The organism is Flavicella sediminum (assembly GCF_006381105.1).
Lineage (GTDB): Bacteria > Bacteroidota > Bacteroidia > Flavobacteriales > Flavobacteriaceae > Flavicella > Flavicella sediminum.
In genome coordinates, this window is the sequence record NZ_VDET01000014.1 from 185,780 (window position 1) to 208,752 (window position 22,973).

At 32.2% G+C, this 22,973-nt stretch carries 24 protein-coding genes; 3 read left to right on the forward strand and 21 right to left on the reverse strand.

The window, feature by feature from the left end:
• Positions 1-56: 56 nt before the first annotated feature.
• Entirely contained in the window at positions 57-3,866 is a 3,810-nt protein-coding gene (locus FGM02_RS13095; protein WP_139958832.1) for an efflux RND transporter permease subunit, read from the reverse strand.
• 115 nt (positions 3,867-3,981) lie between these two features.
• Entirely contained in the window at positions 3,982-4,392 is a 411-nt protein-coding gene (locus FGM02_RS13100; protein WP_139958833.1) for an HYC_CC_PP family protein, read from the reverse strand.
• Between the two features lie 326 nt (positions 4,393-4,718).
• Here FGM02_RS13100 and FGM02_RS13105 point away from each other — a divergent pair, with 326 nt between their 5' ends.
• Complete coding sequence (locus tag FGM02_RS13105; protein WP_139958834.1) at positions 4,719-5,195, forward strand: Hsp20/alpha crystallin family protein; 477 nt, start codon at positions 4,719-4,721, stop codon at positions 5,193-5,195.
• 75 nt (positions 5,196-5,270) lie between these two features.
• On the opposite strand, the gene FGM02_RS13110 is transcribed toward FGM02_RS13105, so the two are convergent.
• The 14 genes from FGM02_RS13110 to FGM02_RS18215 form a co-directional block, all read right to left on the reverse strand.
• Positions 5,271-6,113, reverse strand: a complete 843-nt coding sequence (locus tag FGM02_RS13110; protein ID WP_139958835.1) for a metallophosphoesterase — start codon at positions 6,111-6,113, stop codon at positions 5,271-5,273.
• Between the two features lie 143 nt (positions 6,114-6,256).
• Positions 6,257-7,252 (reverse strand): UDP-3-O-(3-hydroxymyristoyl)glucosamine N-acyltransferase, encoded by a 996-nt coding sequence (gene lpxD / locus FGM02_RS13115; RefSeq protein ID WP_139958836.1) that lies wholly within the window; start codon positions 7,250-7,252, stop codon positions 6,257-6,259.
• A gap of 218 nt (positions 7,253-7,470) precedes the next feature.
• The gene (locus FGM02_RS13120; RefSeq protein ID WP_139958837.1) at positions 7,471-8,367 is read right to left on the reverse strand and encodes an SMP-30/gluconolactonase/LRE family protein; all 897 of its coding nucleotides are present in this window, start codon (positions 8,365-8,367) and stop codon (positions 7,471-7,473) included.
• Positions 8,368-8,403: 36 nt separating this feature from the next.
• Positions 8,404-8,961, reverse strand: coding sequence for a DNA-3-methyladenine glycosylase I (locus FGM02_RS13125; RefSeq protein ID WP_139958838.1), 558 nt, complete (start codon positions 8,959-8,961; stop codon positions 8,404-8,406).
• A 35-nt stretch (positions 8,962-8,996) separates the two neighbouring features.
• Entirely contained in the window at positions 8,997-9,278 is a 282-nt protein-coding gene (locus tag FGM02_RS13130) for a hypothetical protein (RefSeq protein WP_139958839.1), read from the reverse strand.
• 69 nt (positions 9,279-9,347) lie between these two features.
• The gene (locus tag FGM02_RS13135) at positions 9,348-9,662 is read right to left on the reverse strand and encodes an antibiotic biosynthesis monooxygenase family protein (protein WP_139958840.1); all 315 of its coding nucleotides are present in this window, start codon (positions 9,660-9,662) and stop codon (positions 9,348-9,350) included.
• Between the two features lie 104 nt (positions 9,663-9,766).
• Positions 9,767-10,522: a YoaK family protein gene (locus FGM02_RS13140; RefSeq protein ID WP_139958860.1), complete on the reverse strand. Its 756-nt coding sequence runs from the start codon at positions 10,520-10,522 to the stop codon at positions 9,767-9,769.
• 274 nt (positions 10,523-10,796) lie between these two features.
• On the reverse strand, positions 10,797-11,378 hold the full coding sequence (locus FGM02_RS13145) for a YdeI/OmpD-associated family protein (RefSeq protein WP_139958841.1): 582 nt from the start codon (positions 11,376-11,378) through the stop codon (positions 10,797-10,799).
• A 198-nt stretch (positions 11,379-11,576) separates the two neighbouring features.
• The gene (locus tag FGM02_RS13150) at positions 11,577-11,903 is read right to left on the reverse strand and encodes a DMT family transporter (RefSeq protein WP_139958842.1); all 327 of its coding nucleotides are present in this window, start codon (positions 11,901-11,903) and stop codon (positions 11,577-11,579) included.
• A gap of 10 nt (positions 11,904-11,913) precedes the next feature.
• On the reverse strand, positions 11,914-12,306 hold the full coding sequence (locus tag FGM02_RS13155; protein ID WP_139958843.1) for an ACT domain-containing protein: 393 nt from the start codon (positions 12,304-12,306) through the stop codon (positions 11,914-11,916).
• The gene (locus tag FGM02_RS13160; RefSeq protein WP_139958844.1) at positions 12,307-13,116 is read right to left on the reverse strand and encodes a type 1 glutamine amidotransferase domain-containing protein; all 810 of its coding nucleotides are present in this window, start codon (positions 13,114-13,116) and stop codon (positions 12,307-12,309) included.
• 144 nt (positions 13,117-13,260) lie between these two features.
• Complete coding sequence (locus FGM02_RS13165) at positions 13,261-13,824, reverse strand: Crp/Fnr family transcriptional regulator (RefSeq protein ID WP_139958845.1); 564 nt, start codon at positions 13,822-13,824, stop codon at positions 13,261-13,263.
• Between the two features lie 93 nt (positions 13,825-13,917).
• Positions 13,918-14,994 carry a glycoside hydrolase family 26 protein gene (locus FGM02_RS13170; protein ID WP_139958846.1) on the reverse strand — a complete coding sequence of 359 codons (1,077 nt, stop codon included), beginning with the start codon at positions 14,992-14,994 and terminating at the stop codon, positions 13,918-13,920.
• 499 nt (positions 14,995-15,493) lie between these two features.
• Complete coding sequence (locus FGM02_RS18215; RefSeq protein WP_208021515.1) at positions 15,494-16,951, reverse strand: hypothetical protein; 1,458 nt, start codon at positions 16,949-16,951, stop codon at positions 15,494-15,496.
• 227 nt (positions 16,952-17,178) lie between these two features.
• Here FGM02_RS18215 and FGM02_RS13180 point away from each other — a divergent pair, with 227 nt between their 5' ends.
• Positions 17,179-18,351, forward strand: a complete 1,173-nt coding sequence (locus FGM02_RS13180) for a helix-turn-helix domain-containing protein (protein ID WP_139958847.1) — start codon at positions 17,179-17,181, stop codon at positions 18,349-18,351.
• Positions 18,352-18,479: 128 nt separating this feature from the next.
• Here the strand turns inward: FGM02_RS13180 and FGM02_RS13185 are convergent, their stop codons facing one another.
• The 4 genes from FGM02_RS13185 to FGM02_RS13200 all read right to left on the reverse strand — a co-directional run bounded on the left by FGM02_RS13185 (position 18,480) and on the right by FGM02_RS13200 (position 21,842).
• A complete protein-coding gene (locus FGM02_RS13185; protein WP_139958848.1) occupies positions 18,480-19,511 on the reverse strand; it encodes a TQO small subunit DoxD in 1,032 nt (343 codons plus the stop codon).
• A 6-nt stretch (positions 19,512-19,517) separates the two neighbouring features.
• Positions 19,518-19,940 (reverse strand): DsrE family protein, encoded by a 423-nt coding sequence (locus tag FGM02_RS13190; RefSeq protein ID WP_139958849.1) that lies wholly within the window; start codon positions 19,938-19,940, stop codon positions 19,518-19,520.
• Positions 19,937-20,347, reverse strand: a complete 411-nt coding sequence (locus FGM02_RS13195; protein ID WP_139958850.1) for a DoxX family protein — start codon at positions 20,345-20,347, stop codon at positions 19,937-19,939. Before FGM02_RS13195 ends, FGM02_RS13190 begins: the two co-directional genes overlap by 4 nt.
• Before the next feature lie 592 nt (positions 20,348-20,939).
• On the reverse strand, positions 20,940-21,842 hold the full coding sequence (locus FGM02_RS13200) for a LysR family transcriptional regulator (RefSeq protein WP_139958851.1): 903 nt from the start codon (positions 21,840-21,842) through the stop codon (positions 20,940-20,942).
• A gap of 93 nt (positions 21,843-21,935) precedes the next feature.
• On the opposite strand from FGM02_RS13200, the gene FGM02_RS13205 reads away from it, so the two are divergent.
• The gene (locus FGM02_RS13205; RefSeq protein WP_139958852.1) at positions 21,936-22,532 is read left to right on the forward strand and encodes an NAD(P)H-dependent oxidoreductase; all 597 of its coding nucleotides are present in this window, start codon (positions 21,936-21,938) and stop codon (positions 22,530-22,532) included.
• Between the two features lie 122 nt (positions 22,533-22,654).
• Here FGM02_RS13205 and FGM02_RS13210 read toward each other — a convergent pair.
• On the reverse strand, positions 22,655-22,973 hold a 319-nt coding region (locus tag FGM02_RS13210; protein ID WP_139958861.1), incomplete at its 5' end, for an integrase core domain-containing protein.

Genomic DNA, 22,973 nt, shown 5'->3' on the forward strand with positions numbered 1-22,973 from the left:
TCACTTTTCACTTTTCACTTTTCACTTCCCACTTCCCACTTTTCACTTATCACTTTTCACTTTTCACCTATCACTTTCCACTTATCACTTTTAACTTTCATCTCTTCTCTCCAGCTATACAGTACAGGTACAATAAAATAAGAAGTAATATCAATCACCATTCCCCCAAAAATGGGAATTGCCATAGGAATCATAATATCGCTTCCTTTTCCTGTGGATGTTAATACAGGTAACAAAGCCAATATGGTGGTTACCGTGGTCATTAAACAAGGTCTAATTCTTTTTTTAGCTGCATGCAAAGCTGCTGTTCTAATTTCATTTTTAGTTGTTGGTTTTTCTCTATCAAAAGACTGGGTTAAATAGGTAGCCATCACCACTCCGTCATCTGTAGCAATTCCAAACAAAGCAATAAATCCAACCCAAACAGCCACACTTAAATTCACCGTTTTGATGTTAAAGAGCGTTCTCATATTTTCTCCAAACAACTCAAAGTTTAAAAACCAATCTTGACCATACAACCAAATCATAATAAATCCTCCTGCAAAAGCAACAGCAATTCCTGTAAATACCATTAAGGAAGTTGTCATTGATTTGAACTGGAAATACAAAATCAAAAAGATAATGGCTAAAGCCAAAGGCACAACAATACTTAATGTCTTTTCCGCTCTTAACTGATTCTCATAGGTTCCTGTAAATTGATAATTGACTCCTTTGGGAATTTTTAAAACTCCTGCCTCTATTTTTTGTTGCAACAAAGCCTGTGCATTTTCTACCACATCTACCTCTGCAAAACCTTCTAATTTATCAAACAATACATAGCCCACTAAAAAAGTATCTTCACTTTTTATGACTTGTGGCCCTTGCTCGTAACGAATGTCTACCAAATCTCCCAAAGGAACTGGACTTCCATTGTCTACAGGCACATAAATATTTTTTAAATCGTTAGGATGATTGCGTAATTCCCTAGGGTAACGAACTCTTACATGGTAACGCTCTCTACCTTCTACCGTTTGTGTTAAGGGCATTCCCCCCACAGCTACTTTTAATACATCTTGAACCTGTGCGATAGAAATTCCATATCTCGCAATTTTTTCTCGATCAATATCAATTAACAAATAGGGCTTTCCAACAATTCTATCGGCAAAAACGGCTTCTACTTTTACACCTTCTACCTCTTTTAGAATGCTTTCCAATTGCATTCCAAAAGCTTCAATTTGTTTTAAGTCTTGCCCTTTAACTTTAATTCCCATAGGTGCACGCATTCCTGTTTGCAACATCACCAATCGGGTTTCTATGGGTTGTAGTTTTGGGGCTGAAGTAACTCCTGGTAATTGGGTAACGCGAACAATTTCTTTCCAAATATCATCTGGAGATTGTATTTGGGGTCTCCAATTTCTATAAAACTCACCGTTGTCATCTTCAATTAATTGCTGATTGTTGATTTTGGTAATAGTTGTATTTTCTGTATTATTAGGATTCGCAATCAAGCCACCATCTTTTAAGACAAACAACCCTTCTTTATTCACTTTGTAGCGTTGTCTTTTTCCTTTGGCATTACGCATGTATTCCGATTTGTACTGAATCATGTTTTCGTACATAGACAAAGGAGCTGGGTCTAAGGCAGATTCTGTTCTACCCGCTTTTCCTACCACGGTTTCTATTTCTGGAAGTGTAGCCACTGCCATGTCTAGTTGCTGCAATACACGTTTGTTTTCTTCCACTCCCGCATGAGGCAAAGAAGTAGGCATGAGTAAAAAAGAACCTTCATTTAAAGAAGGCATAAATTCTTTACCTGTATTTTTTAAAATCCAAATTCCAGATAGTAAAACCGTTGTTGGAATTATTAAAAACAGCAATTTGTTGGCCAATGCCCATTGTAAAATACGACCGTAATACATTCTAAAAACCGAAAAGGTTCCTAAAATTCCAAAACAAAGGATGGAGACAAATACTAAGTTGATTAAAATACCTCTATCAAAACCTAAAGGTCTCCAATACTCAGCCAATAAGAACACAATGGCAACAGACGAAATACTAATGTTAATTGTATTTTTATCAAATGAAAAATTCATTTTCATCAAGCTGAACCTATATGCCCCTTTTTTAAAAAACAGACCATTCAATCCAAAAGCTATCAACACCAGTCCCAACCAATTCCCTAGAACAATAATGGCAATTCCGGCAAGTACTAAAGCTCCATGAATGATTATATTAAATTGTTTTTTGATTTTGGTTTTTCTAAATAAAAATGCAGCAAATGGGGGGATTAAAAATAAGGCAATCACCAAAGAAGCTGCTAAAGCCATGGTTTTTGTAAAAGCCAAAGGTCTAAACAATTTTCCTTCTGCACCTATCATGGTAAAAACGGGTACAAAACTAATTATGGTGGTCATAACTGCGGTTACAATAGCTCCAGACACTTCTGCTGTGGCTTTGTAAACAATTTCATTAATCGTTAATTCTGGAGCTAGATTTAGCTTGTCGAAGTCTCCTTTTAATTTATCACTTTTCACTTTACGTTTTTCACTTTCCTGATCCAAATGACGAATCATGTTTTCAGCTAAAATAACTCCCACATCTACCATGGTACCAATTGCTATGGCAATACCCGACAAAGCCACAATGTTGGCATCTACATGAAATAGTTTCATGCTAATAAAAACCATCAATACAGCTACGGGTAACAGTCCAGAAATCAATAAAGAAGCTCTTAAATTAAAAACCATTACAATAATCACCAAAATGGTAATTAGTATTTCTAAAACCAAAGCCTCGTTTAAGGTGGCTAAAGTTTCGTGAATCAATTCTGTACGGTCGTAAAAAGGAACAATGGTTAACTGAGAAGTACGACCATCTGCCAATACTTTAGAAGGCAAACCTCCTTTTAATTCCTCTATTTTGGTTTTTACATCGTTAATCACCTCCATAGGATTGGCTCCATATCTTGCCACCACAACTCCTCCAACAACTTCTGCACCTTCTTTATCTAGCAATCCTCTACGTGCTGCGGGCCCTAAAGAAATTTTAGCAATGTCTTTTAAACGAATTGCTGTAAACTCCTTAGAAGCTACCACAGCGTTTTCTAAGTCGTTAATAGATTTTAAATACCCCAAACCACGAACTAAATATTCTGCTTGGTTAATTTCTAAAGTTTGTGCTCCAATATCTTGATTGCTATCTTTTACCGCTTTTACAACCTGATTTAAAGTGATGTTGTATTGTCTCATTTTTTCAGGGTCTACATCAACCTGATATTCTTGTACATAGCCCCCAATAGAAGCGACTTCTGAAACTCCACTTGCCGATGACAAGGCATACTTTACATAATAGTCTTGAATGCTTCGCAACTCATGTAAATCCCATCCACCGGTGACTTTTCCTTCGGCATCTCTTCCTTCTAAGGTATACCAATAAATTTGACCCAAACCTGTAGCATCGGGTCCTAAAGTAGGATTGATTCCTTGAGGTAATAAATTGGTAGGCAAAGAATTTAGCTTTTCTAAAATTCGACTACGAGACCAATAAAACTCTATATCTTCATCAAAAATGATGTAAATACTAGAAAAGCCAAACATAGAGGAACTACGAATGGTTTTAACACCAGGAATTCCTAATAAAGAACTTGTTAAAGGATAGGTAATTTGATCTTCTATATCTTGAGGGGATCTCCCCTCCCATTTTGTGAAAACAATTTGTTGATTTTCTCCAATATCTGGAATGGCATCCACAGCCACAGGGTTGCTAGGTAAGAAACCTGTATCCCAAGCAAAAGGTGAATTTACAGTTCCCCAACCTATGAATAAGACCAGCAACAATACGGCTACCAACTTATTTTCTATAAAAAATTTAATGCTTTTATTCAGCATGATTTTGAAATTTGAAACAATGAGACATAGATGTTCTAAAAACATCAGATACAACAAAACATCCTTATGCTTGTGAACTACACATCATAGGATACAAAGGTCTATTGAAAAAAAATCAAATTAAATAAGATTCATCAAGCTTAAATAGTTGCTTGGCGACTAGGGGAGGGGCATATTGCTCAAAAGTATTGTTAGAAGAAGATTCTTCAGATACGTGTAATGAAGTATATACAAAAGCAATAATAAATTGTTGTTGCTCTAGGTTTAATTTTTCAAAGGAAGACTTCAAATCGTCTTGTCCATCTAGTACAATTTGTTTGTCGGAACAACAGCTTTTTGATTGAACAACGGGACAGTCATTATTATGGATGTCCACATCCATACCACAGGATTCTGTTTTGTTTTGAAGGGAATAATCAACCATTGTATCTCCACAAAAATGCATGTCTACCTTAAATGACATCGTAGAGAATACGACCACTAAAGTCATGAGTACAGCTGTTATTTTATGGATGGCTTTTTTCATTCTGAACACAAAGGTAGTTTAAATGTGTAAAATAGAATTTAAATTGTTGTTAAAATTCTAAAAAGGATGAGGTGTTTTTGTAGCTGTTTAAGAATTGTTTATTTTTTGATCACTTAATAAATTTTTAAGATGAGTTCCTTGAATTAAAATAAGTTTAAATGAAAAAATGTCATTTATTTTCATGGAAATCTGACAATTTTTCATTCAATTGTATGTAAAACAGAAAGAAAACAGGCTTTTTTTATTTTGGTATTTTCTTTGCCTCAAGAAAACCGAAATCGATAAGATTTCAATTTGAAAAATGTTTAATTTAAAATTTTATAGTTATGAGCAACTTAGTACATGTTCCTAAAAATGGAAGTTTAGCAAACACAAATTCAAAAGCAAATTTCACTAATTTATCTAGTTTATTAGATGATCTCTTCAATAGAGATTTACCAAGTGTATCCACCTCTAATTTTATTTCAAAGGATAGCTTACCAAAAGTAAATATCAAAGAGGCTGCAGATAAATTTGTTTTAGAAATGGCCGTTCCAGGTTTAAAAAAATCTGATTTTAAAATTGATATAGATCATAAAGTGTTGGCTATTTTTACGGAACTAAAAGAAGAAAAAGAAGAAGAAAAGGAGAACTACACGAGACGAGAGTTTGGTTTTTCTTCCTTTAAAAGAACTTTTACCTTACCCGATAGTGTGGATGATGAAAAAATTAATGCTACGTATAAGGACGGTATTTTAAGTATCCTTTTACCTAAGAGAGAGGAGGCTAAGCAGAAACCTGCCAGAAGTGTTAAAATTTTATAAGGATACTTATTTTAAAAATGAATAAAAAAAAGAGGCTGTTAATTCAGCCTTTTTTTATTTCCAGATGCGTATCTATTAAGCCTTGTCTAATTCAAATAAGGTAATTTCAGGCCGAACATTCATGCGTACTTGCCATAAATGACCTAAAGCTCTGTTTATGTATAAAGTTCTATTATTTGATAAGTCAAATTTTCCTGCGGAATATCTTTTGTTTTCTACAGGTAAAATTGGAGGTGGAAGAAAAGGAGGTTTTACTTGCCCACCGTGCGTGTGACCTGCAAGGATCCAACTGTTAAAATCATTCCAAATATTTAAATCACAAACATCTGGATTGTGACACAGTACAATATTGGCTTCGTTTTTATTTGTGTTAAGTAATGCTTTTTCAGGCTGAAAATTAGTTCCCCAAAAATCATCAATACCAATTATATTAAGTCCATTGGCCGATTTTTGTTCATTTCTTAACATGTCAATTCCTGCATCTTCTAAAATAGCAACTATGGTATCGGCTACATCATTTTCTAGCCAGTCTTCTCCATAATCATGATTCCCTAAAACGCCAAAAGTACCAAGGTTTCCTTTGACACTGTTTTTCATGACGGTAGTTAATTGATCAAATTGCTCTTTGTTTTCATAATGTACAAAATCACCTGTATAAACCACATAGTCGGGGTTTAGTTTTTGGGCTTTTACAAAAGATTCGATGATAAAATTATAGTCAAATCTGTTACCTACATGGATATCGCTAATTTGCATAAGCGTTTTTCCAACTAGGTTTTTAGGTAAATTTTTTACAGGCATTTTGAGCTTTACAAACTCCAGCCAAAATGGTTCTATTTTATAAGAATAAAGTGCCGTAAGAAATCCTAATCCGATGGTACTTAGAATTCCTTTTTTAATAAATTTTCTTCTCTTCAATTTTTTTAATCAAATTTTTAAAGCAATTATGTGCTGTAATTATACAATAGAATTGTGATTTTTAGGAGAACTAAAATACGGAACTAATTTCATTTATAAATTTAGCAAATATTTTTTAGACCTTGTTGTAGAAAAAAAATGTGCTAGCTATTTTTCATAAATCGTCTAATAGCTACCCATTGTTTAAGCATGTCTCTTGCGTCTTGTGCGGGATAGCCTAAAACAGTTTTACCTGCTTCAACATCGCCAATAACACCAGAACCAGCACCAACTTTTGCTCCAGAATGTATGGTCGTATGATCTTTAATAGAAGCGCTACCGCCAATAATAACACCGTCACCAAGGGTAACGGAACCTGCTAGTCCACTATGACCTGCCATGATGCATGAGCGACCCATAATGCTATTATGTGCAATTTGAACTAGGTTGTCTATTTTACAGCCATCACCAATTATTGTAGCACTAAATTTAGCCCTATCAACACAAGAATTTGCACCTATTTCTACATAATGTCCAATAATAACATTTCCTATTTGAGGAATTTTTGTCAATCCTCTACCATCCTCACTCGGTCTGTATCCAAATCCATCTGCACCGATACTTACATTGGTGTGAAAAATGCAATGGCTACCAATAATACAACGTTCTCGGATGCACGTTCCAGACCAAACAACGGTATGAGCACCGATTATGGTTTCATCAAAAACACAAACATTGGGATATAAAATTACATGGTCTCCTAGTTCTACATCTTTACCGACATAACAATTGGCACCTATTTTACAACCTTTACCAAGTATTGCTGTTTCATGTACAACCGCAGTAGCGTGTATGTCGACATCAAAAACGGGAGTACTAGGTTGAAAAAGCTCTAATATTTTGGCCATGGCCAAATCCACATTTTTCACTTTGATAAACGCACGATTCTCACCAGGTTCAATGTTAATATTTGTATGAACTAAGGTAACAGCTGCTTCTGAATCTTTCCAAAATTTCGCATATTTATTACAGCCAATAAAGGTAATATGATTTTGATTTGCTTTTTTTATTTCTTCAGCTCCTTCAATATTATGAGAAGTATAACCAATTAATTCTCCTTGTAAAAGGGCATTGATTTCTGTAATAGTATAAGATGACATATATAATTTGGTTACGGGTGGTTGATTGCATGTCAAGTTAGATAAAATAAAGTGATATCTACTATTTTTTGTTTTTAATACTTATGATGAATTTCTGGATGTTTTTCTGTAAAGAATGTAGTTTAAGGTGTTGTTATGTAGTTGATTAGTTTAATTTTGAACTCCGTTTGAAATTAAAAAGAGAAAGTTTTTTATTTAAATTATTCCTTCTTTTTAGTTCAATTCACTCCGTGAACATTCATTTTTAAGGTGTATATGGAAGTTCGAGCGGTAATAAAAAGGATATTTTTATGTTTTCCGCCAAAACAGACATTGCTTGGTTTTTCCGGAGTTTCAATTTCTTGAATTAATTTACCGTTTGGATTGTAGACCCATATTTTTCCAGAAGTTAAATAAATATTTCCTAAATGGTCTAGGGTCATTCCATCACTGCCATGAGGTGCAAAAAAAGTTTTATTGGTTAGTTGACCTTCAATTCCTATAGTATACTTCCATATTTTTTTGTCTTGAATATCTGCTACATAAAGTGTTTTTCCATCAGGAGTTCCGATAATTCCGTTAGGTTTTTTAAAATCATTTATAACTCTTGTAATTGCACCGTTTGTACTTACAAAATACACGCCTTGGGTTTCTTGAATTTCTTTATGGTTTTTAGCCCACCATTTTCTAGGATAATAAGGGTCTGTAAAATAGATACCTCCATTTGGTGCAATCCATAAATCGTTAGGAGCGTTTAAATGTTTGTCTTCAAAATTTTCATGGAGCACTTGTATGTTTTTATTTTTATCGAAGTAAATAAGTTGGTTGTCTTCATCGGCACAGGCCAGTAGCTGTTGCTTTTTATTGAAGTACATTCCATTTGATCTTTTGGTGCCTTCTAAAAATAAAGAAACCCCTTTTTGGGAATCCCAAATATGAATTTTATCGTTGGGTTGATCTGTAAAATAGACTTGTCCTTTGGCATTAACTGCAGGTCCTTCTGTAAATTTAAAACCGGTGGCTGCCAGTTGAATTTTTCCTTTAGTAATAGGAAGGTTCTTTTTGATATTGGATTTACAAAAGGATAAAAGCAGGATACAAAGTAAATAAAGTTTGATACTGATAATCTTTTTCATAGAATATTTTTAGGTTTTAAAAATAGGGAATCCAATTTAATCTTTTTTGATCCACATTGGATTGGATATTAGAACAAGTTTGTTGGTTTCACAAGTTGAAATATGTGCTCCTGGAATATATCCAGTACTTTTTAAAAATTCTTTAGTGATTTCTCCTCCTGTAAATTTGAATGTTTTTTTGAATAGTTTTACCCAATCTTCTATTTGTAAAGGAAATTGCTGATCGAGCCAATTTTTAAAGGAGCCATGTTCTTTTTGTAATTCTATTATTTTTTTAGCATTGAAAATGGTCGCATTTATTTTTAATTTATTTCTGATGATTCCTGTATCGGAGAGGAGTCTTTGGATATCTACATCAGTATAATTTGCCACTTGGTTTATATTGAAATTTGAAAATGCTTTTCTAAAGTTTTCTTGTTTTTTTAGTATGGTGGTCCAAGATAATCCGGCTTGGTTGATTTCTAAAATTAAACGACAAAATAATTCATCATCGCTATGAATTGGATATCCGTATTGATTGTCATGGTAGATTCTGTGTAGATTGTCCTTATCCAAAGATGCTACAAATTCGCAGTAAGAATTTGGTTTTTCCATTTCGTGAAGTTAGTTGTTGGGAACAAATTTTCTAATTAAAAGTATTTCATCCACAACCACTGTAAAAAGAAGTAAATTGTGATGAGTATAATCAGTGTGCTTAAAATAATGCGAAGATTACGTTTGTTGTTTTCCTGAATTATTTTGTCTTTAATAGCTTTTAGTTGTTTGGGTGAAGCTTTTTTTTGAAGTAATTTATCAAGTTTTGTTTGCTGTTTAGAAACGGAGTGATCCCTTTCAAAATAAGATTTTCTTTTGGTTCGGGCATTGTTTTTAATCGAAGTAATCATTGCCGCTACGGAACCTCCAAAACTCATGTAATTAAAATTTTAATAGTTGGTAATCCTACTGAATTTCATTCTTCTTTAAAAATGAAATTCAATATATTAATGATATGTTTTACTGGCCAATTGATCTTCTATAAGCTCTAATTTATCAATAATTTTAAATTCTAAACATGCAGCTCTCATCTTATTTCTTAGTTCGATAGATTCTTCTGGTAAATTATTCCCTGAATTATGAAAGGTATCCGAATTAGGCCATTGTGCATAGGCAATAAAAGTGTTTTCACTTTGTTTGTGTATTCTAGAGCCAAGGCTGTTTTCATATTGATAAATCATTCGCGTTAATTTGCTCCAGCATTTTAAAAATCTGTCATTCTGACCAGGTTTAATTTTAAAAGAATAAATGACAACGAACATATTTTTATTTTTTTCTTAATAGCTTTAAAAATACTTAATTTGAAATAAGGATCATAGTAGACAGAAATAACTTTTTGTTGAAGTCCTAATACAATACATGAATTTTATTTCGTAGCGTGTTTCACTTTTTTACGTTGTTTATACTTTCTTTTCGTTTTTATTAATTTGTATCTAAAATCATCATAAAATAAACTTATAAGTAAAATAAACGCAGCAAAAATTAAAGTATTTAATTTTAAATCAAGTCTAGAATAAAAGAATCCGCCGGTTAATCCACCTGCAAAAAAGAAGATGATGATATAAATTCTAAGTTTGATATTGGCTTTTAGTTTTGCTTTATTAGGGTGTGATTTAGGAAAAAACAATTGTGAAATATCAATTCCTAAATCGGTAAAAAGTCCGGTTAGGTGGGTTGTACGTACCACCGCATTAGAAATTTTGGTCACCAAAGAATTTTGAAGTCCCATTGCAAATAGAAGCGCACAGACGATAAAATCGGAATATTTCATTTCAATAAGGTTGCTTAAGAGTGCTATAATTATTAAAATTAGTGATTCAATTAAGGTTGGGAGCAGAAAAACATTCAGCTTTTTATTTTCTTTGAATTGCTCAATTAGAAAGCTCGATAAAAATGAACCAAATAAAAATGAAAAAATATAAAGAAAATAGATGGTTCCCTTCCAAAATTGAAAAGTAGCGAGATCATTGATAAACAGCGCAAAATGTCCCGTAACATTGGTTGTTAATTGTTTGAAAGACAGAAATCCCGTAACATTTACAATTCCTGCAACGAATGAGAGAATTGTAGCGATTCGTAAATTATGTTTTAAAGTTCTACTTCTTCCTTGATGTCTAAACACGCAATAGCTATTTAATTCGGTTTCTGTTTTACAAATTGGTATTGGCAAGAATTGTGGCAATAGTACATTGTTGCTAAGGGATGTTTCCAAAACCAAATTTCTACTTTTTTGTTTTTATTCTTGACGATCTAAAATTACTTAAATTAGTATAGGTGGCATAGAAAAGGGATACAAACCTTTGATATATTCATAAAAAATGTCCTTTTAAATTCAAGCATTGCTGGCTACTAACCTTAATTTTTTCTGCTAGTCATGATGCTAGTAGGAACTTTTTTTATTGAAATTGTTTTGGCATCAACTTCCGACTTGCATTTAAGGCGATTTCTACGATTCTTTTTTTTCTGGTCTCTTTTCGTTTGGCTGAAACTATCCAATATAAGAGTATCTTTTTTGAAGATTTACTTAAACCCTTAAAATAGTCGTTTGCCTCCTTGTATTTTTCAAATTCAACTTGTAAATCTTCTGGTATTTTAAGAGCTTCCACTTCGTCTAAAATGGTCCATGAACCATTTGTTTTTGCAATTTCAATACTTTTAGAACCTGCGTCAGTCATTAATCCTTCTGCAATTAAAAGTTTTACTTTGTCTTTGTTTATTTTAGACCATGTACTGTTAGGTTTCCTTTTACTGAAGTATTGCATATAGCTTTCAGCATCAATAGTTTTCTTTGTACTATCAATCCATCCATAGCATAGCGCTTCGTCAACCGCGTCACTCCAACTTAAAGTAGGCTTTTTTGTTGAGGATTTATAGTAAACAAGCCAAATAGACTGTTTTGATTGATGGTTTTTAGCTAACCATTTTCTCCATGCTGTTCGGCTTATAGGACAAAATGTTTCTATTTCCTTTTTGGTCATTTTTTATTGTTTCAATAGGATAATTAAATACAAATGTAAACAAGCACGCTGACAGCCCTATGTCAAGGGTAAAAAAATGTATGAATTTTGCCAATTATTTTTTTTCATTTCTATGTTTGATCTCAAATTTACTCTAGCCCCTTTATGATCTATGAAAATAGTGAGGAGTAGCGTAAATAATTAACAGCTATTTTTTGTTTAATGTGAAACGACCTTTAGACCCACAATTGAGATGATTAATGTTGAAATAAAAAATAGGCGCCAAAATGTTGCGGGTTCCTTAAAAATATAAATCCCAATCAAAACAGTTCCAACAGCCCCAATACCTGTCCAAACCGCATATGCCGTACCAATAGGAAGTTGTTGAGTAGCTTTTAAAAGGAGAAGCATACTTGCTGCTAGGCAAGCAAAGAAACCGATGTACCAATAGGTGGATTCAATGCCTACGGCTTCCTTGGCTTTTCCAAGACATGCAGCAAAGGCTACTTCAAAAAGCCCCGCAATTATTAGGATTATCCAATTCATTTCTTATGTTTTATTCTGAAAATTTATTTAAAATTTCCATTGTCTTTTGAGTATCTTTTTTAGCTACAAAAATATGATCGTGATAATATGCCGCAACAACATTACAGCTAATTCCATTTTCTGATAAAGCTTTAGAAAAAGCTGCTGTTAACCCAACTGCTTCTAAAGAGGAATGTACTGTAAGAGTGATCCATGAAGTCACAAAAGAGTAGTCTAAATTTAGTTTGTCTGCTACTTTTTTTTCAGTAATAAGTGTCATGCTTTCTTCCTCTTTAAAAGTCATTATAATTTGACTTAAATTTAGTTGTTCCAAATTTTCGGTTTTACAAAATACAAATTCACCTGCATTGTGTTTTGGTTTCATTGATTTTAAAAGCGTCTCTAAATTTTTCTCTCCGCTCATTTATTTTAGGCTTTTCGTTAGTTTTTGTAATTCTGCTAAAGTAGCCTGTCCAACACTATGTGCCGATTGTGGGTTTTGACCAGTAACCAATCTTTGATCAGTAACCACATGTTTGGTAAATGCAGCAGATTTTTCGAAAATAGCGCCACGTTCTTTTAATTCATCTTCTAATAAGTAAGGAACCACATTTTCTAATTGAACTTTAATTTCTTCTTCATTGGTAAAACCATTTACTTTTTTACCATCAACAAGATACAATCCGTTGCTTAATTTTATGTTTAATAAGCCAGAAGGTCCATGACAAACAGCACTTACGACGCCATTGTTTTCGTAGATTTTCCTAGCTATTTCTGCAATTTCCAAATTGTCTGCTAAATCCCACATAGCACCATGACCACCTGCATAATGAATGGCCACATAATCATCTGGATTCACTTCATTTGGTTTTTTTGTGTTTTCTACTTTGTAGCGATAACTATCGTTATCCCAAAATTTCTTATTGATAGAATCGGTCATGTCAAAAGCATCAACAGGAGCTTTTCCTCCTTTTGGACTAACGAAATCTATTTCATAACCAGCAGTATGCAATACATCCCAAGGATGAGAGACTTCTCCCAAATAGTAGCCTGTTTTTTTCCCTGTATCTCCTTTTTTATCATGGCTTGTCACCACAAATAATATTTTTTTTAAGGCTTTTGTTTCTGTTTTTATAGTTGAATTATTTGCTTTCTTTTTAGGGGTACACGCTATAAGAAGAACTGTAAATAATAAGAGTAGAAGTAGTGTTTTAATTTTTACTGTGTTTGCCATTTTTATGTCTATTTTAAAATTAGATTTTTTTCATTTATAAAAAAGGTAAAAAACAATTTTACAGTTTTTCATAAAGAATAATTTACGAGAACAAAATTGCTAAACATTTAGAAGAAACAATTTAACAAATGATAAAAAGGAAATTTATTTTATTTGGGCTCTAATTCTACTTAAACTAACTTGGGTTATGCCTAAATAAGAGGCAATATGCGATAATTGTACACGTTGTAAAATGCTAGGATAATTTTTTAGTAGAGCTAAGTACCTTTCGGTAGCGGTATTAAATTGCAATGCAATAAGTCGTTCTTCCGATTTTATAAGTTCTAGTTCAGCAAATTTACGTCCCCAGTTTGCAATTTGAACATCTTCTAAAAATAGTTTTTGAAGCTTTTCTGTTTTTAATTCGTAGAGTTCGCAATCTTCTAATAACTCAACATCTTCGTAGCCTTTTTTATTGTTGACATAATTTTGCATGGAAACAATAGGATCACCTTCTTTGCCAAACCAAAAAGTAATTTGATGATCTTCTGAATAGGCATACGCTCTTGCTATTCCTTTTTTGATAAAATAAATACTTGTTTCAATTTTATTGGCTTTGAATAAAATATGTCCTTTTGGAAATTTAGTTTCAATAATAGAGTCCGTAATTAAGTTTTTAGACTTAGTTGACACAGGATATATATGATCAATAATTTGGTGTATTTCCATTTATGAGGATTGATTATTCTTTGGCTATTTCCGTAGCATTGAAGTTTATTTCTAAAGTACCAAATTTATCATTTTATGTTTTAAAAGAAGTGTTTAGTTAATGAGTTTTCCTTTTTTTTCATTTAGATTCTCATTCCTAAATTCCTCAAATGCATTTAAGTACATTGATTTTTCCATTTCTTCTTTCCATTTTTGTGAAACGTATTTGCTAACTTGAATTCTAGAGTCTACCTTGTTAAAGGTAGGGTTTGCAATCCACATTGGCTGAGATGCCCAATCAGAATTTATATAACTGAAGGCTTTTATGACATCGGAATTTTCATGTATTGTTTTGAAAAATGGTATGAACCATTCTCTCCATATTGTTTTTTCTAGTTTTGCTTTTTTTAAATCAGAATCGAAGTATAAATTATCTATTTGTCTTACCGGAGTGGCTTCAGAAATAAATACGGGCTTTTTATGTTTTCTAGCAAAAACAATCATTTCTTGATCAGGTTGCCCAAAGTAGGAGTAGGCGCACCAATCAACCAAAGCATCACCAGGATACCATTCTTCTAAAACCTTTTGATTAGAGCCTGTTCCCTTAGATTGCCAAACAAAAGCAACATTATTTACTTTTTCAGTTTGGAAAATAGAGTGTAATCTTTTCCATGAATTTAGATAATGCTTCTTCTTATAATGATTCCAATCCCAGCCATCAAATTCGTAGCCTACTCTTAAGAAGACAGGACGTTTGGTCGATTTAATCCAATGAGCGAGCTCTATAATTAAGTAATCAAGTTTTCCTTTTGCAATATCTTTTTCATGATTTACAAAAGACAAACCAATTGCGAATGCGCTATTTTGATATGTGGAATTTTGAAGATAAAGATTGGCCCATGAATCTCCTGCTCCCCAATTAGCTTTTGTTTTTAAGCCATCAAGGCCTTTATTGTAGTGACCAAAAGATTCATTATTAGGAGCTAAATTTGTGTAGATTGTGATACCAGCAGGAGTGTCAAAATAATCAGAGTAACCATTGTTATAATCATCTAATCCGCCAGTAGCTTCTAAATCTTGTCCAATAAACACATAACATTGGCCATTTTTTGGTTCGAATTTTTGTGCAAATAGTAGGGTGTAGTTACATGAAAGAAATAGGATGGTAAAAATTAAACTATTGAATTTCATGTTTTTTTTATGAATAACATTTCTTTGTTTGTGCGTTGATGGTCTTTAGTTTTTTAGCGAAACACTATGTTTATCCTCATTCTATATTTTTATTAAGCTTTCGATTAAAAATACTTAAATAAATATAAGTGCCCTAGTAAACAGGTAGGAACCTTTGGGTAAAATATTTAAAAAAGAAGGAAGACCTACGATTTCTCGTAAGTCTTTCTAACAGGATGAGGAGTAGATTAGAGTTGAAGGAACATTCTCTTTGCTGCCTTTTTGTAAAAGTTTAATGATCTATGTTTTTATTTCAACCGAAGCATATAGCTCATGGCTATAAGAATAAAATCTGCTTGCTTGTTCCTCCATTCGGTCAGCAATTTTTTCCAAGAATAGTGTTTCTAATATGATAACACTACTTAGAAATTTTGCAATAAATATTATTTCTTCAAAACTGTTAGCTACTTTTTTATAAGAATGTCTCGCAGAATTGAAGGCGATTATCCATATAATAAAATTACTTTCCAGATTCTACTGTGCTGCAATCTGAAGTCTCAGAGATTGTATTCATACGTGTTTGCGCTTCATCAACTGTCATATCTTTAAAGAATAAGAATTTATCAATTTGAAGACCATGAGATCGTCCGCCAATATTTAGCGTATAAGTACCTGCTTTAGTGAATTTTGCTGTCAGCCAGCCGTGCCCTGCACCATGTATTTCTGAGACACCATTTAGGGTGAAATTGTCATTGCTTCGTCCATAAAACTTTTCAAAATGTTTCAGTTGAAGATCTTTGGCATATCCAAGATCATTCGAAAAATAAATCCAAATATCATTCCCTTTATCTGTACCTCGTTCTCCTTCCGGTTGTCGCATCATCCATTTTACAGAATAGTTTCCTGGTTTGTTTATTTTGAAAGTATAGGAAATAACATGCGCCATGTCTACACCTTTATAGGAATTAGGACCATCAAAATAAATGTATTTTCCTCCTGAAGCCTTTTCTGGATCTATACCTAATTTCCATTTTCCTTTTAATTGAAAACGTTCTGCTTCAAAAACCAATAATCCATTATTGTCTTCAATAACACATTGTGTGGTAGCAATACCAGTTCCAATAAAGTTTTTGAATTTTGGTAGACTTCCGTTTTCATCTCCCTTAAGTAGGTACCAAACCATTCCGGCATCAGAAATATCGGCACCTTTTCCATCTGGATGAAATTGCAATCTGCTATATAGGAATTGAATCCCTTCATCTGTATGGTCGCGCATCCAATGGAAGGGCGTAAAATTTGTACCTGAACACCAAAGTTTTTCAGGGTTGCTACAAGCATTTTGATCTTTAATTTTTTTATACTGAAGGCGATTTCCGCTCAATGCAATAACCTGCTTCATTGTATGGTGTGCAAATCTGCGTAAATGATTGTCGTTATATCCACTATGTGAAATTACATAAACATGCGCTAAAGCTTCTGCATATCCTTCATCAACAACTTGCTTGACTGTTCTGTAAAAAAACTCGGAAGGTCCCATATGAATAAAATATAAGGGATCTTTAGCGGTAGATTTTTTTAATTCATTTGCAAAATGATTTATAGCAGCAGTATTGTCTTCTGGGACATCAAAAAAACGAGAAATATCGAAATCCCAACGTTGAATGGCTTCGTTAACACCATCTGCCATATAGTTCGTTTCAGTAGTATGTGGCTGTGCATCAATAAAATTATTATATGAAAAATGTACTAGCTGATCTTGAAGGCCTAACTTAGCAATCATGGCTAAGGCAGCAGGTGTTCCTCCCCAATCGTCAGGATCGGCACGTGGCCATCTGGCTTCGGAATGGTTATCTGCCTGGTTGTTCCCATCGGCACTAATAGCGATTCGATTATTGTTGTATCCCAAACTTTGCGCTATAGCAACTTGCGTTGTTATACTAAACACAATTAGTACTTTTAAAATAGTTTTTTTGTTCATTATTCTATGTTTTTAAAATGTAAATGATGTACAAATGAAAGCATAAAAAAAACATTAAAAACCTAAAGATACAGTAAGGTAACTGTGAGAGCCACTGTAGTTTTAACCGTTAAATTTGAATCATTTAGAACAGTAATTCTAGTATCGAAGTTAATTTCATGTCATTTGATTAAAATGCGAAGTTTTGTGTCTAGGAAAATTAGATACAAAGTTTATCTTTGGTAACTATGACATCAAAGACAGACAACAATATTATTAAAGAAGCGCTTGATAAACTTTGTGCTCATCCACTTTTTGTTAATTCTTCAGTTTATACCAGACTACTGACTTACTTAGTTGAAAAAGCAATACAAAAAGAAGATATTAAGGAATATACTATTGGGGCAGACCTTTTTGGTAAGAATTATTTAAGCGATAAGAATGACGGAACGGTACGTACTTATATGTATAAACTCCGAAAAAAATTAGCGGCATATTATGCTGATCAAACTATTGAAAATGAAATAATTTTTGAAATTAAGAAAGGGCAGTACAATCTTGAATTTATTACGAAAGAAAAATTTAAGAAGGATAAGTTTTCGCCCACAATTCAAATTTTATTAAAGTATATAAAGTCTGTTAATTTTCTTTTCCTTTTCGCAATTCTTTTATTTTTTGGAATAAAGGCTTATCTGAATCAACCTCCTGCCATGTGGGGGAATTTCTTTAAAAGCAGTAGTAATAATTTGGTGGTGATGTCAGATCACTATGTTTTGATGGCTAAAAATCAATATGGAGAAGAACATGCAACGATTTATGGCAAAATAAATAATGGTGCTGATTTTTTAAAATTTAAAAAAGAGCATCCTGATAGGTCCATTAAAACTACAGATTTCACCTTGTTGTCTAAAATGGCTCCTTATAGTATTTATACATTAAGTGAGTGGTTTCTTGGAATGAATACGCATTTTAAATTGCAATTAGAAAGTCAACTTACTTTAAACGAAATAAAACAACATAATATTATATTTATAGGACAGCACAAAACCATGAATATCTCAAGCTCCTTTTTTTTAAAGGATAGCAAGATGTTTTCTATATATAAAGATGGCTTTAAATATGAGTTTGAAGGACAGGAAAAAATTTACAACACAAAACACGAATCAAAAGGAAAGGTTGAGTATGCTATGGTTTCATTTGTAAGTATAAGTCCGGAAAAAGAGGCCATTTATTTTGTCTCGAATAACGATATAGGAGTTATGGCAACCTTGCGTAATTTTACCAATAAAGATTGGCTAAAAACATTTGGCTCAAAATTACCCAATAAAAAAAATAAATTCAATGCATTGTTTGAAGTCAGTGGCTTACAACGAACGGATATGAGCTGTAAATTGGTCGCATTGGAAATTCTAGACAAATAATAAATTATTTTTTTAATGTGGTTTAATAATTAGAAGCGACATAGTGGAAAAAAGCTTACAGAATCAATTACTTGAATTTGTAAGCCTAGTTAAATAAAGCTAATATTTTTGAAGAAAAGAGTTGCTTTTTACCTCAGTTCTTTTTTGTTTTTTATCTGATGTGTCCAATAAGAACCACTTATGTCTGTAATTTTAAGCGTATATGTTCCTTTGGATAAACTTGATAAAGTTTCATTTTCTAAATTCAGCGTTGCTTTTGCTCCTAAAGGCACAATTAAACTATGTTTTCCTGGTTTAATTTTGGCAACATAATAGTTTGAGATACTATTGTTGTTCAAGGTTGCTAAATCTTCTTGGGTATATTTCAGAATTGAGTTGTTTTTATTGTCAAATAATTCAATACTAATAACCCAAGAACCATAAACATCTACACCTTCGGTTCTAAACACATCAAATAAAAGTTTGTTGTTGACTATTTTACCTTCTGTAATTTCCAATTTTGGTTTTACCGATTTGTTATGAAGTGGGCCCCATAAACCACCGTGAAATACTTGATTGGTCATTAGGGTCATTCCAAAAATAAATAGTGAACCTATTAATACTACCTTAGGAAATATACGCTCTTTAATTGGTAAAATCCCTGAACCTAACCATCTAAACCATTTCTTTTTAGTGAAAGCAAAATTGTGTTTCATTAAATAATTATCTACAGAATATTTTCCGCTACCTGTTAAGAACAAAACAAAACCTGTAGCTATTCCTAACACACCAATTTGCCATTCATCTAAGCAGGTTGTACCTATCCAACCCGAACCAAGAAGAATACCCATAGCTAAGCCAAATACGCCAATACTCATAATTCGAGTGAATAACCCAAACATGATAAATAATCCAACAATACCTTCGACAATGGTAAATATTACCATATTTATCCAAAGTACATCTGGGTTCTCTACCATATATTGAATAATAGGTTTTATACCTAAAGCATTGGGCAAAAAAGCGTTAAACTTTTCACCAATATAACCAGTCACTTCAGGATCTAATTTGTCGACTAATACGGTTCTTCTCCAAAATGCCGAAAAATAAGTCCAACCTACTACTAATCTTAATCCTAGAGCCAAGAGCCCTGCATCATTTTTTATGATTACTGTTTTCATAATTTATTAGATTGTAAGTGTGAAAAAACCTTTCTTAATTAGTTGAAAGCCGTATAAAATACCATTGGGTGTTATTTCAAGGTTACTCGGCAATGTTTCTGGATTTATATTAAATTTTGAAAGTGAAATTCCGCATACAAAAATTTTCACCTTTTGGGCTTTTGCCTTTTCTAGCAGTGCATTAAAATCTGGATTGTCTGAAATGTCTTTTACTGTTTTACCACAAATGATTACATAAAACTCTCCATATTTTTTCCCGTCTTCTTTTGCCAGTTCATTGGCAGTTAGTAAAACAGGTTTGAGTTGTTGTATGTTTTTTGAAAGCACTAAATAATTATTCTTTTTAGAGTTAATATTTTGTGCCTGTAATTGAGAGGTTCCAAATAGTAAAAGGAACATTGTTGTTATAAATAAGATTGAATTTTTCATTGTTTTTGAATTTTTAAGTTTGAATTAATACTAAAAAAAATAAGTCCACCAAGTATGGCTACATTCTTAAAAAGTGGACCTAGCGTTGTCATTTGTCCAACTTGTACAGTTAGCGTAATAGGAATTAAAACGGCTATTAATACTATTGAGGCCATTTTCGTTTTAAAGCCAAGAAGTAATGAAATGCCTGCAATTAGCATAATAATTCCTGATAGAATCACAGCTATTTCTGGTGTTCCTAGAATATTTCCAATAAAACCCATTGAGGAATTTTCTATTCTGCTCACCGTTTTTTCGGTATTAAAAAAATGATTGGTGCTTGCTATTATAAAAATTAGGCTAAGCATAATGCGAAGTATAACTACAGATTTGTAGCTAACTTCAAGTGTTTTTTCTTGAAATTTCATTTAAGATATTTGTAATTGATTGATATATAGCAGGAATAATAACTGCTTTACGTTTCCTTATTTAGAAAATCGATTACGAATAGACCTTGAGGTTCTGATATAGAATATAGAGAGGAACATCAGAAACCTGTTGGGTTCTTGATGTATTAAGATTAAAAGAATTCTTGAATAGATAGGAAGCAAAATAAAAATGAGAAGCTTCCGAAATTAGACATTCAGATTGCTGAAAATTTGGTTTTGTAGTCTGAATAGTTTCAGAAAACTCAAAAGTCTGGCAATTTGATTCTGAAATTGTAGACTGACTCTTGTTTAAGACTTTGGTTTGAGGAATACCTAATTCAGCTTGAATAAAATTCCTAACCTTACAAGGTGAAAGTAAAAGTAGCAACACAAGTCCAAGAATAGACAAGGTTGAATTCATTTTATTTATTTGATAGCTTTCTTTCACTTTGCAAATATAAATGCAATTTTTTCGGAATTATGTTATTAATTTGTTAATGAAAGCTAACGGTTTTGTATAAAGTTAGTGTGGGAGTTGATAATCTTAAGATTCTCAGTCAAACACAAAGCTTTTAGTTATTTGGTGTTTTGTTTATATCATTTTTGATGTAAATATATTTTTAATTGTATCTAATTCTTTTTTGTATTTCAAATCTGTTCTTGAGGCAAAATATAAGGTATTTTCTGTTTTTACTTTTCCTTCCCAAACTAAGTTTATTTCGTTTTTTATAATTTGTTCTTGACATAAAAAATCTGGAACTAATGCAAGTCCGTTACCATTGTTTAAACATCTTATAATGGAAGTAATATTTGGTAAAATGTAGTTTGGTTTGAAAGCAGGTTTCTTATTAAAATTCTCAAACCAAAAACGTCTAAAATGTTCCATTTCGTTTGATGAACTATACCAAACATTTTGAAGTAGTTCGGCTTCTAGCTTGTTGAAATTATTTGATTTAATGTGGTTTTGAATGTGAGTTGTGTTTGTCTTATTACCAGCTATTAAAATGATTCTTTCTTTTGAAAACGGAATATACTCAACTAATGATTTTTTTTCATTCTGATTTTTAGGGGTGATTACTAAATCTAAAATACCATTGTTTAGGTCTTTTATTAAATCTGTATGCGCTCCAAATCTAGCCACTAGGTCAAAGTCTAGTTTTGGAATTTCGGGTTCAATAATAAGTTGAAACATTTCTGAACACATTCCAATGTTTAGAGATGGATTTTTTTCTTGAGTTGTTTTTTTAAAATGCTGTTCTGCAATTTCAAGTTTTTTTAAAGATTCAATAATATATTCATATAAAAATTTCCCATCCTCTGTTGGAATCATTTTTCTCGAAGTACGTTCAAATAGTTTTTTGCCAACATAAGCTTCTAAAGCATTTAAGTGTACACTAACTCCAGGTTGAGAAGCATATAAAGCAATAGAAGCTTTCGTTAAAGTTCCGTTTTCATATATTTCTTTAAATGTTCTGTACCATTCCAAATTCACCACATCCATTAAAATTTTGATACAAAGGTATGATTTGTGTTATTTTTACAATAGTTAATATTGCTTTAATTTTGTCTTAAATTAAATAAGAGACAAATGAAAAATATATTTATAATTAATGGAAGTCATCCATTTGCACATTCTGGAGGAAGATTTAACGAAACACTTTTCAATAATACGATTTCATATTATGATACGCGTGAGGAGTTTGAAGTGAAATTTACGCAAGTAGGTGAAAATTATAACGTAAAAGAAGAAGTTGAAAAATTTAAGTGGGCAGATATAGTGATTTATCATACTCCAATTTGGTGGTTTCAAATCCCTTTTGGATTTAAAAAATATATAGATGAAGTTTTTACGGAAGGTCATCAAAATGGAATTTATGCAAGTGATGGTAGAAGTAGAAAAAATCCAAACATCAATTACGGAACAGGAGGTTTAATGCACGGAAAAAAATATATACTGACTACAAGTTGGAATGCACCTAAAGCTGCATTTATTTTAGAGAATGAATTTTTTAATCAAAAAAGTGTAGATGAAGGTGTTATGTTTGGTTTTCACAGAATGAATGCTTTTACAGGAATGGAATTATTAGCAACCCATCATTTTCACGATATGGAAAAAAATGCAGATGTTCCTTTTGAGTTGAATAATTACAGTGCTTTTTTAAATGATTTAATGATTAATTTGTAGTATCTGGTTGCCAATTTATTATCCTTGTATAGGTTGACCTTTTTTTTGATATAATTAGTATCGTTCGAAAGCTTTTTTTTAGCCGTTTAGAAGGCAAAAAAAGAATTAGAACTACTGATTGTTTAAATATTAAGTTCGGGTAAATTTACATTATTTTTTCTATAGGATTTATATTTGATGTTTGGATTTAAATGTACTTCAGCTGGCTTTCTAAGATCCAGGCTATAGTGTGTTCTTAAATTGTTATAAATAAAGACGGCTTGTTTGGTCATTTTTTGAGCGAGCTTTGTGTTTTTAATAATTTGTTTTAATCCATATTCGTATTTTAAAGTTCTATTAATCCTTTCAGCAACAGCGTTTTCATACGGGTCGTATTGCTCGGTCATACTGATAGTCATTCCATTATCTTCAGCAAATTTTGTGTATTTAGGATTGCAATAT

Coding starts and splice junctions, on each gene's coding strand:
- FGM02_RS13095 (WP_139958832.1), bottom strand. CDS start 3,866: ATGCTGAATAAAAGCATTAAATTTTTTATAGAAAATAAGTTGGTAGCC.
- FGM02_RS13100 (WP_139958833.1), bottom strand. CDS start 4,392: ATGAAAAAAGCCATCCATAAAATAACAGCTGTACTCATGACTTTAGTG.
- FGM02_RS13105 (WP_139958834.1), top strand. CDS start 4,719: ATGAGCAACTTAGTACATGTTCCTAAAAATGGAAGTTTAGCAAACACA.
- lpxD (WP_139958836.1), bottom strand. CDS start 7,252: ATGTCATCTTATACTATTACAGAAATCAATGCCCTTTTACAAGGAGAA.
- FGM02_RS13120 (WP_139958837.1), bottom strand. CDS start 8,367: ATGAAAAAGATTATCAGTATCAAACTTTATTTACTTTGTATCCTGCTT.
- FGM02_RS13125 (WP_139958838.1), bottom strand. CDS start 8,961: ATGGAAAAACCAAATTCTTACTGCGAATTTGTAGCATCTTTGGATAAG.
- FGM02_RS13130 (WP_139958839.1), bottom strand. CDS start 9,278: ATGAGTTTTGGAGGTTCCGTAGCGGCAATGATTACTTCGATTAAAAAC.
- FGM02_RS13135 (WP_139958840.1), bottom strand. CDS start 9,662: ATGTTCGTTGTCATTTATTCTTTTAAAATTAAACCTGGTCAGAATGAC.
- FGM02_RS13145 (WP_139958841.1), bottom strand. CDS start 11,378: ATGACCAAAAAGGAAATAGAAACATTTTGTCCTATAAGCCGAACAGCA.
- FGM02_RS13150 (WP_139958842.1), bottom strand. CDS start 11,903: ATGAATTGGATAATCCTAATAATTGCGGGGCTTTTTGAAGTAGCCTTT.
- FGM02_RS13155 (WP_139958843.1), bottom strand. CDS start 12,306: ATGAGCGGAGAGAAAAATTTAGAGACGCTTTTAAAATCAATGAAACCA.
- FGM02_RS13160 (WP_139958844.1), bottom strand. CDS start 13,116: ATGGCAAACACAGTAAAAATTAAAACACTACTTCTACTCTTATTATTT.
- FGM02_RS13165 (WP_139958845.1), bottom strand. CDS start 13,824: ATGGAAATACACCAAATTATTGATCATATATATCCTGTGTCAACTAAG.
- FGM02_RS13170 (WP_139958846.1), bottom strand. CDS start 14,994: ATGAAATTCAATAGTTTAATTTTTACCATCCTATTTCTTTCATGTAAC.
- FGM02_RS18215 (WP_208021515.1), bottom strand. CDS start 16,951: ATGAACAAAAAAACTATTTTAAAAGTACTAATTGTGTTTAGTATAACA.
- FGM02_RS13180 (WP_139958847.1), top strand. CDS start 17,179: ATGACATCAAAGACAGACAACAATATTATTAAAGAAGCGCTTGATAAA.
- FGM02_RS13185 (WP_139958848.1), bottom strand. CDS start 19,511: ATGAAAACAGTAATCATAAAAAATGATGCAGGGCTCTTGGCTCTAGGA.
- FGM02_RS13190 (WP_139958849.1), bottom strand. CDS start 19,940: ATGAAAAATTCAATCTTATTTATAACAACAATGTTCCTTTTACTATTT.
- FGM02_RS13195 (WP_139958850.1), bottom strand. CDS start 20,347: ATGAAATTTCAAGAAAAAACACTTGAAGTTAGCTACAAATCTGTAGTT.
- FGM02_RS13205 (WP_139958852.1), top strand. CDS start 21,936: ATGAAAAATATATTTATAATTAATGGAAGTCATCCATTTGCACATTCT.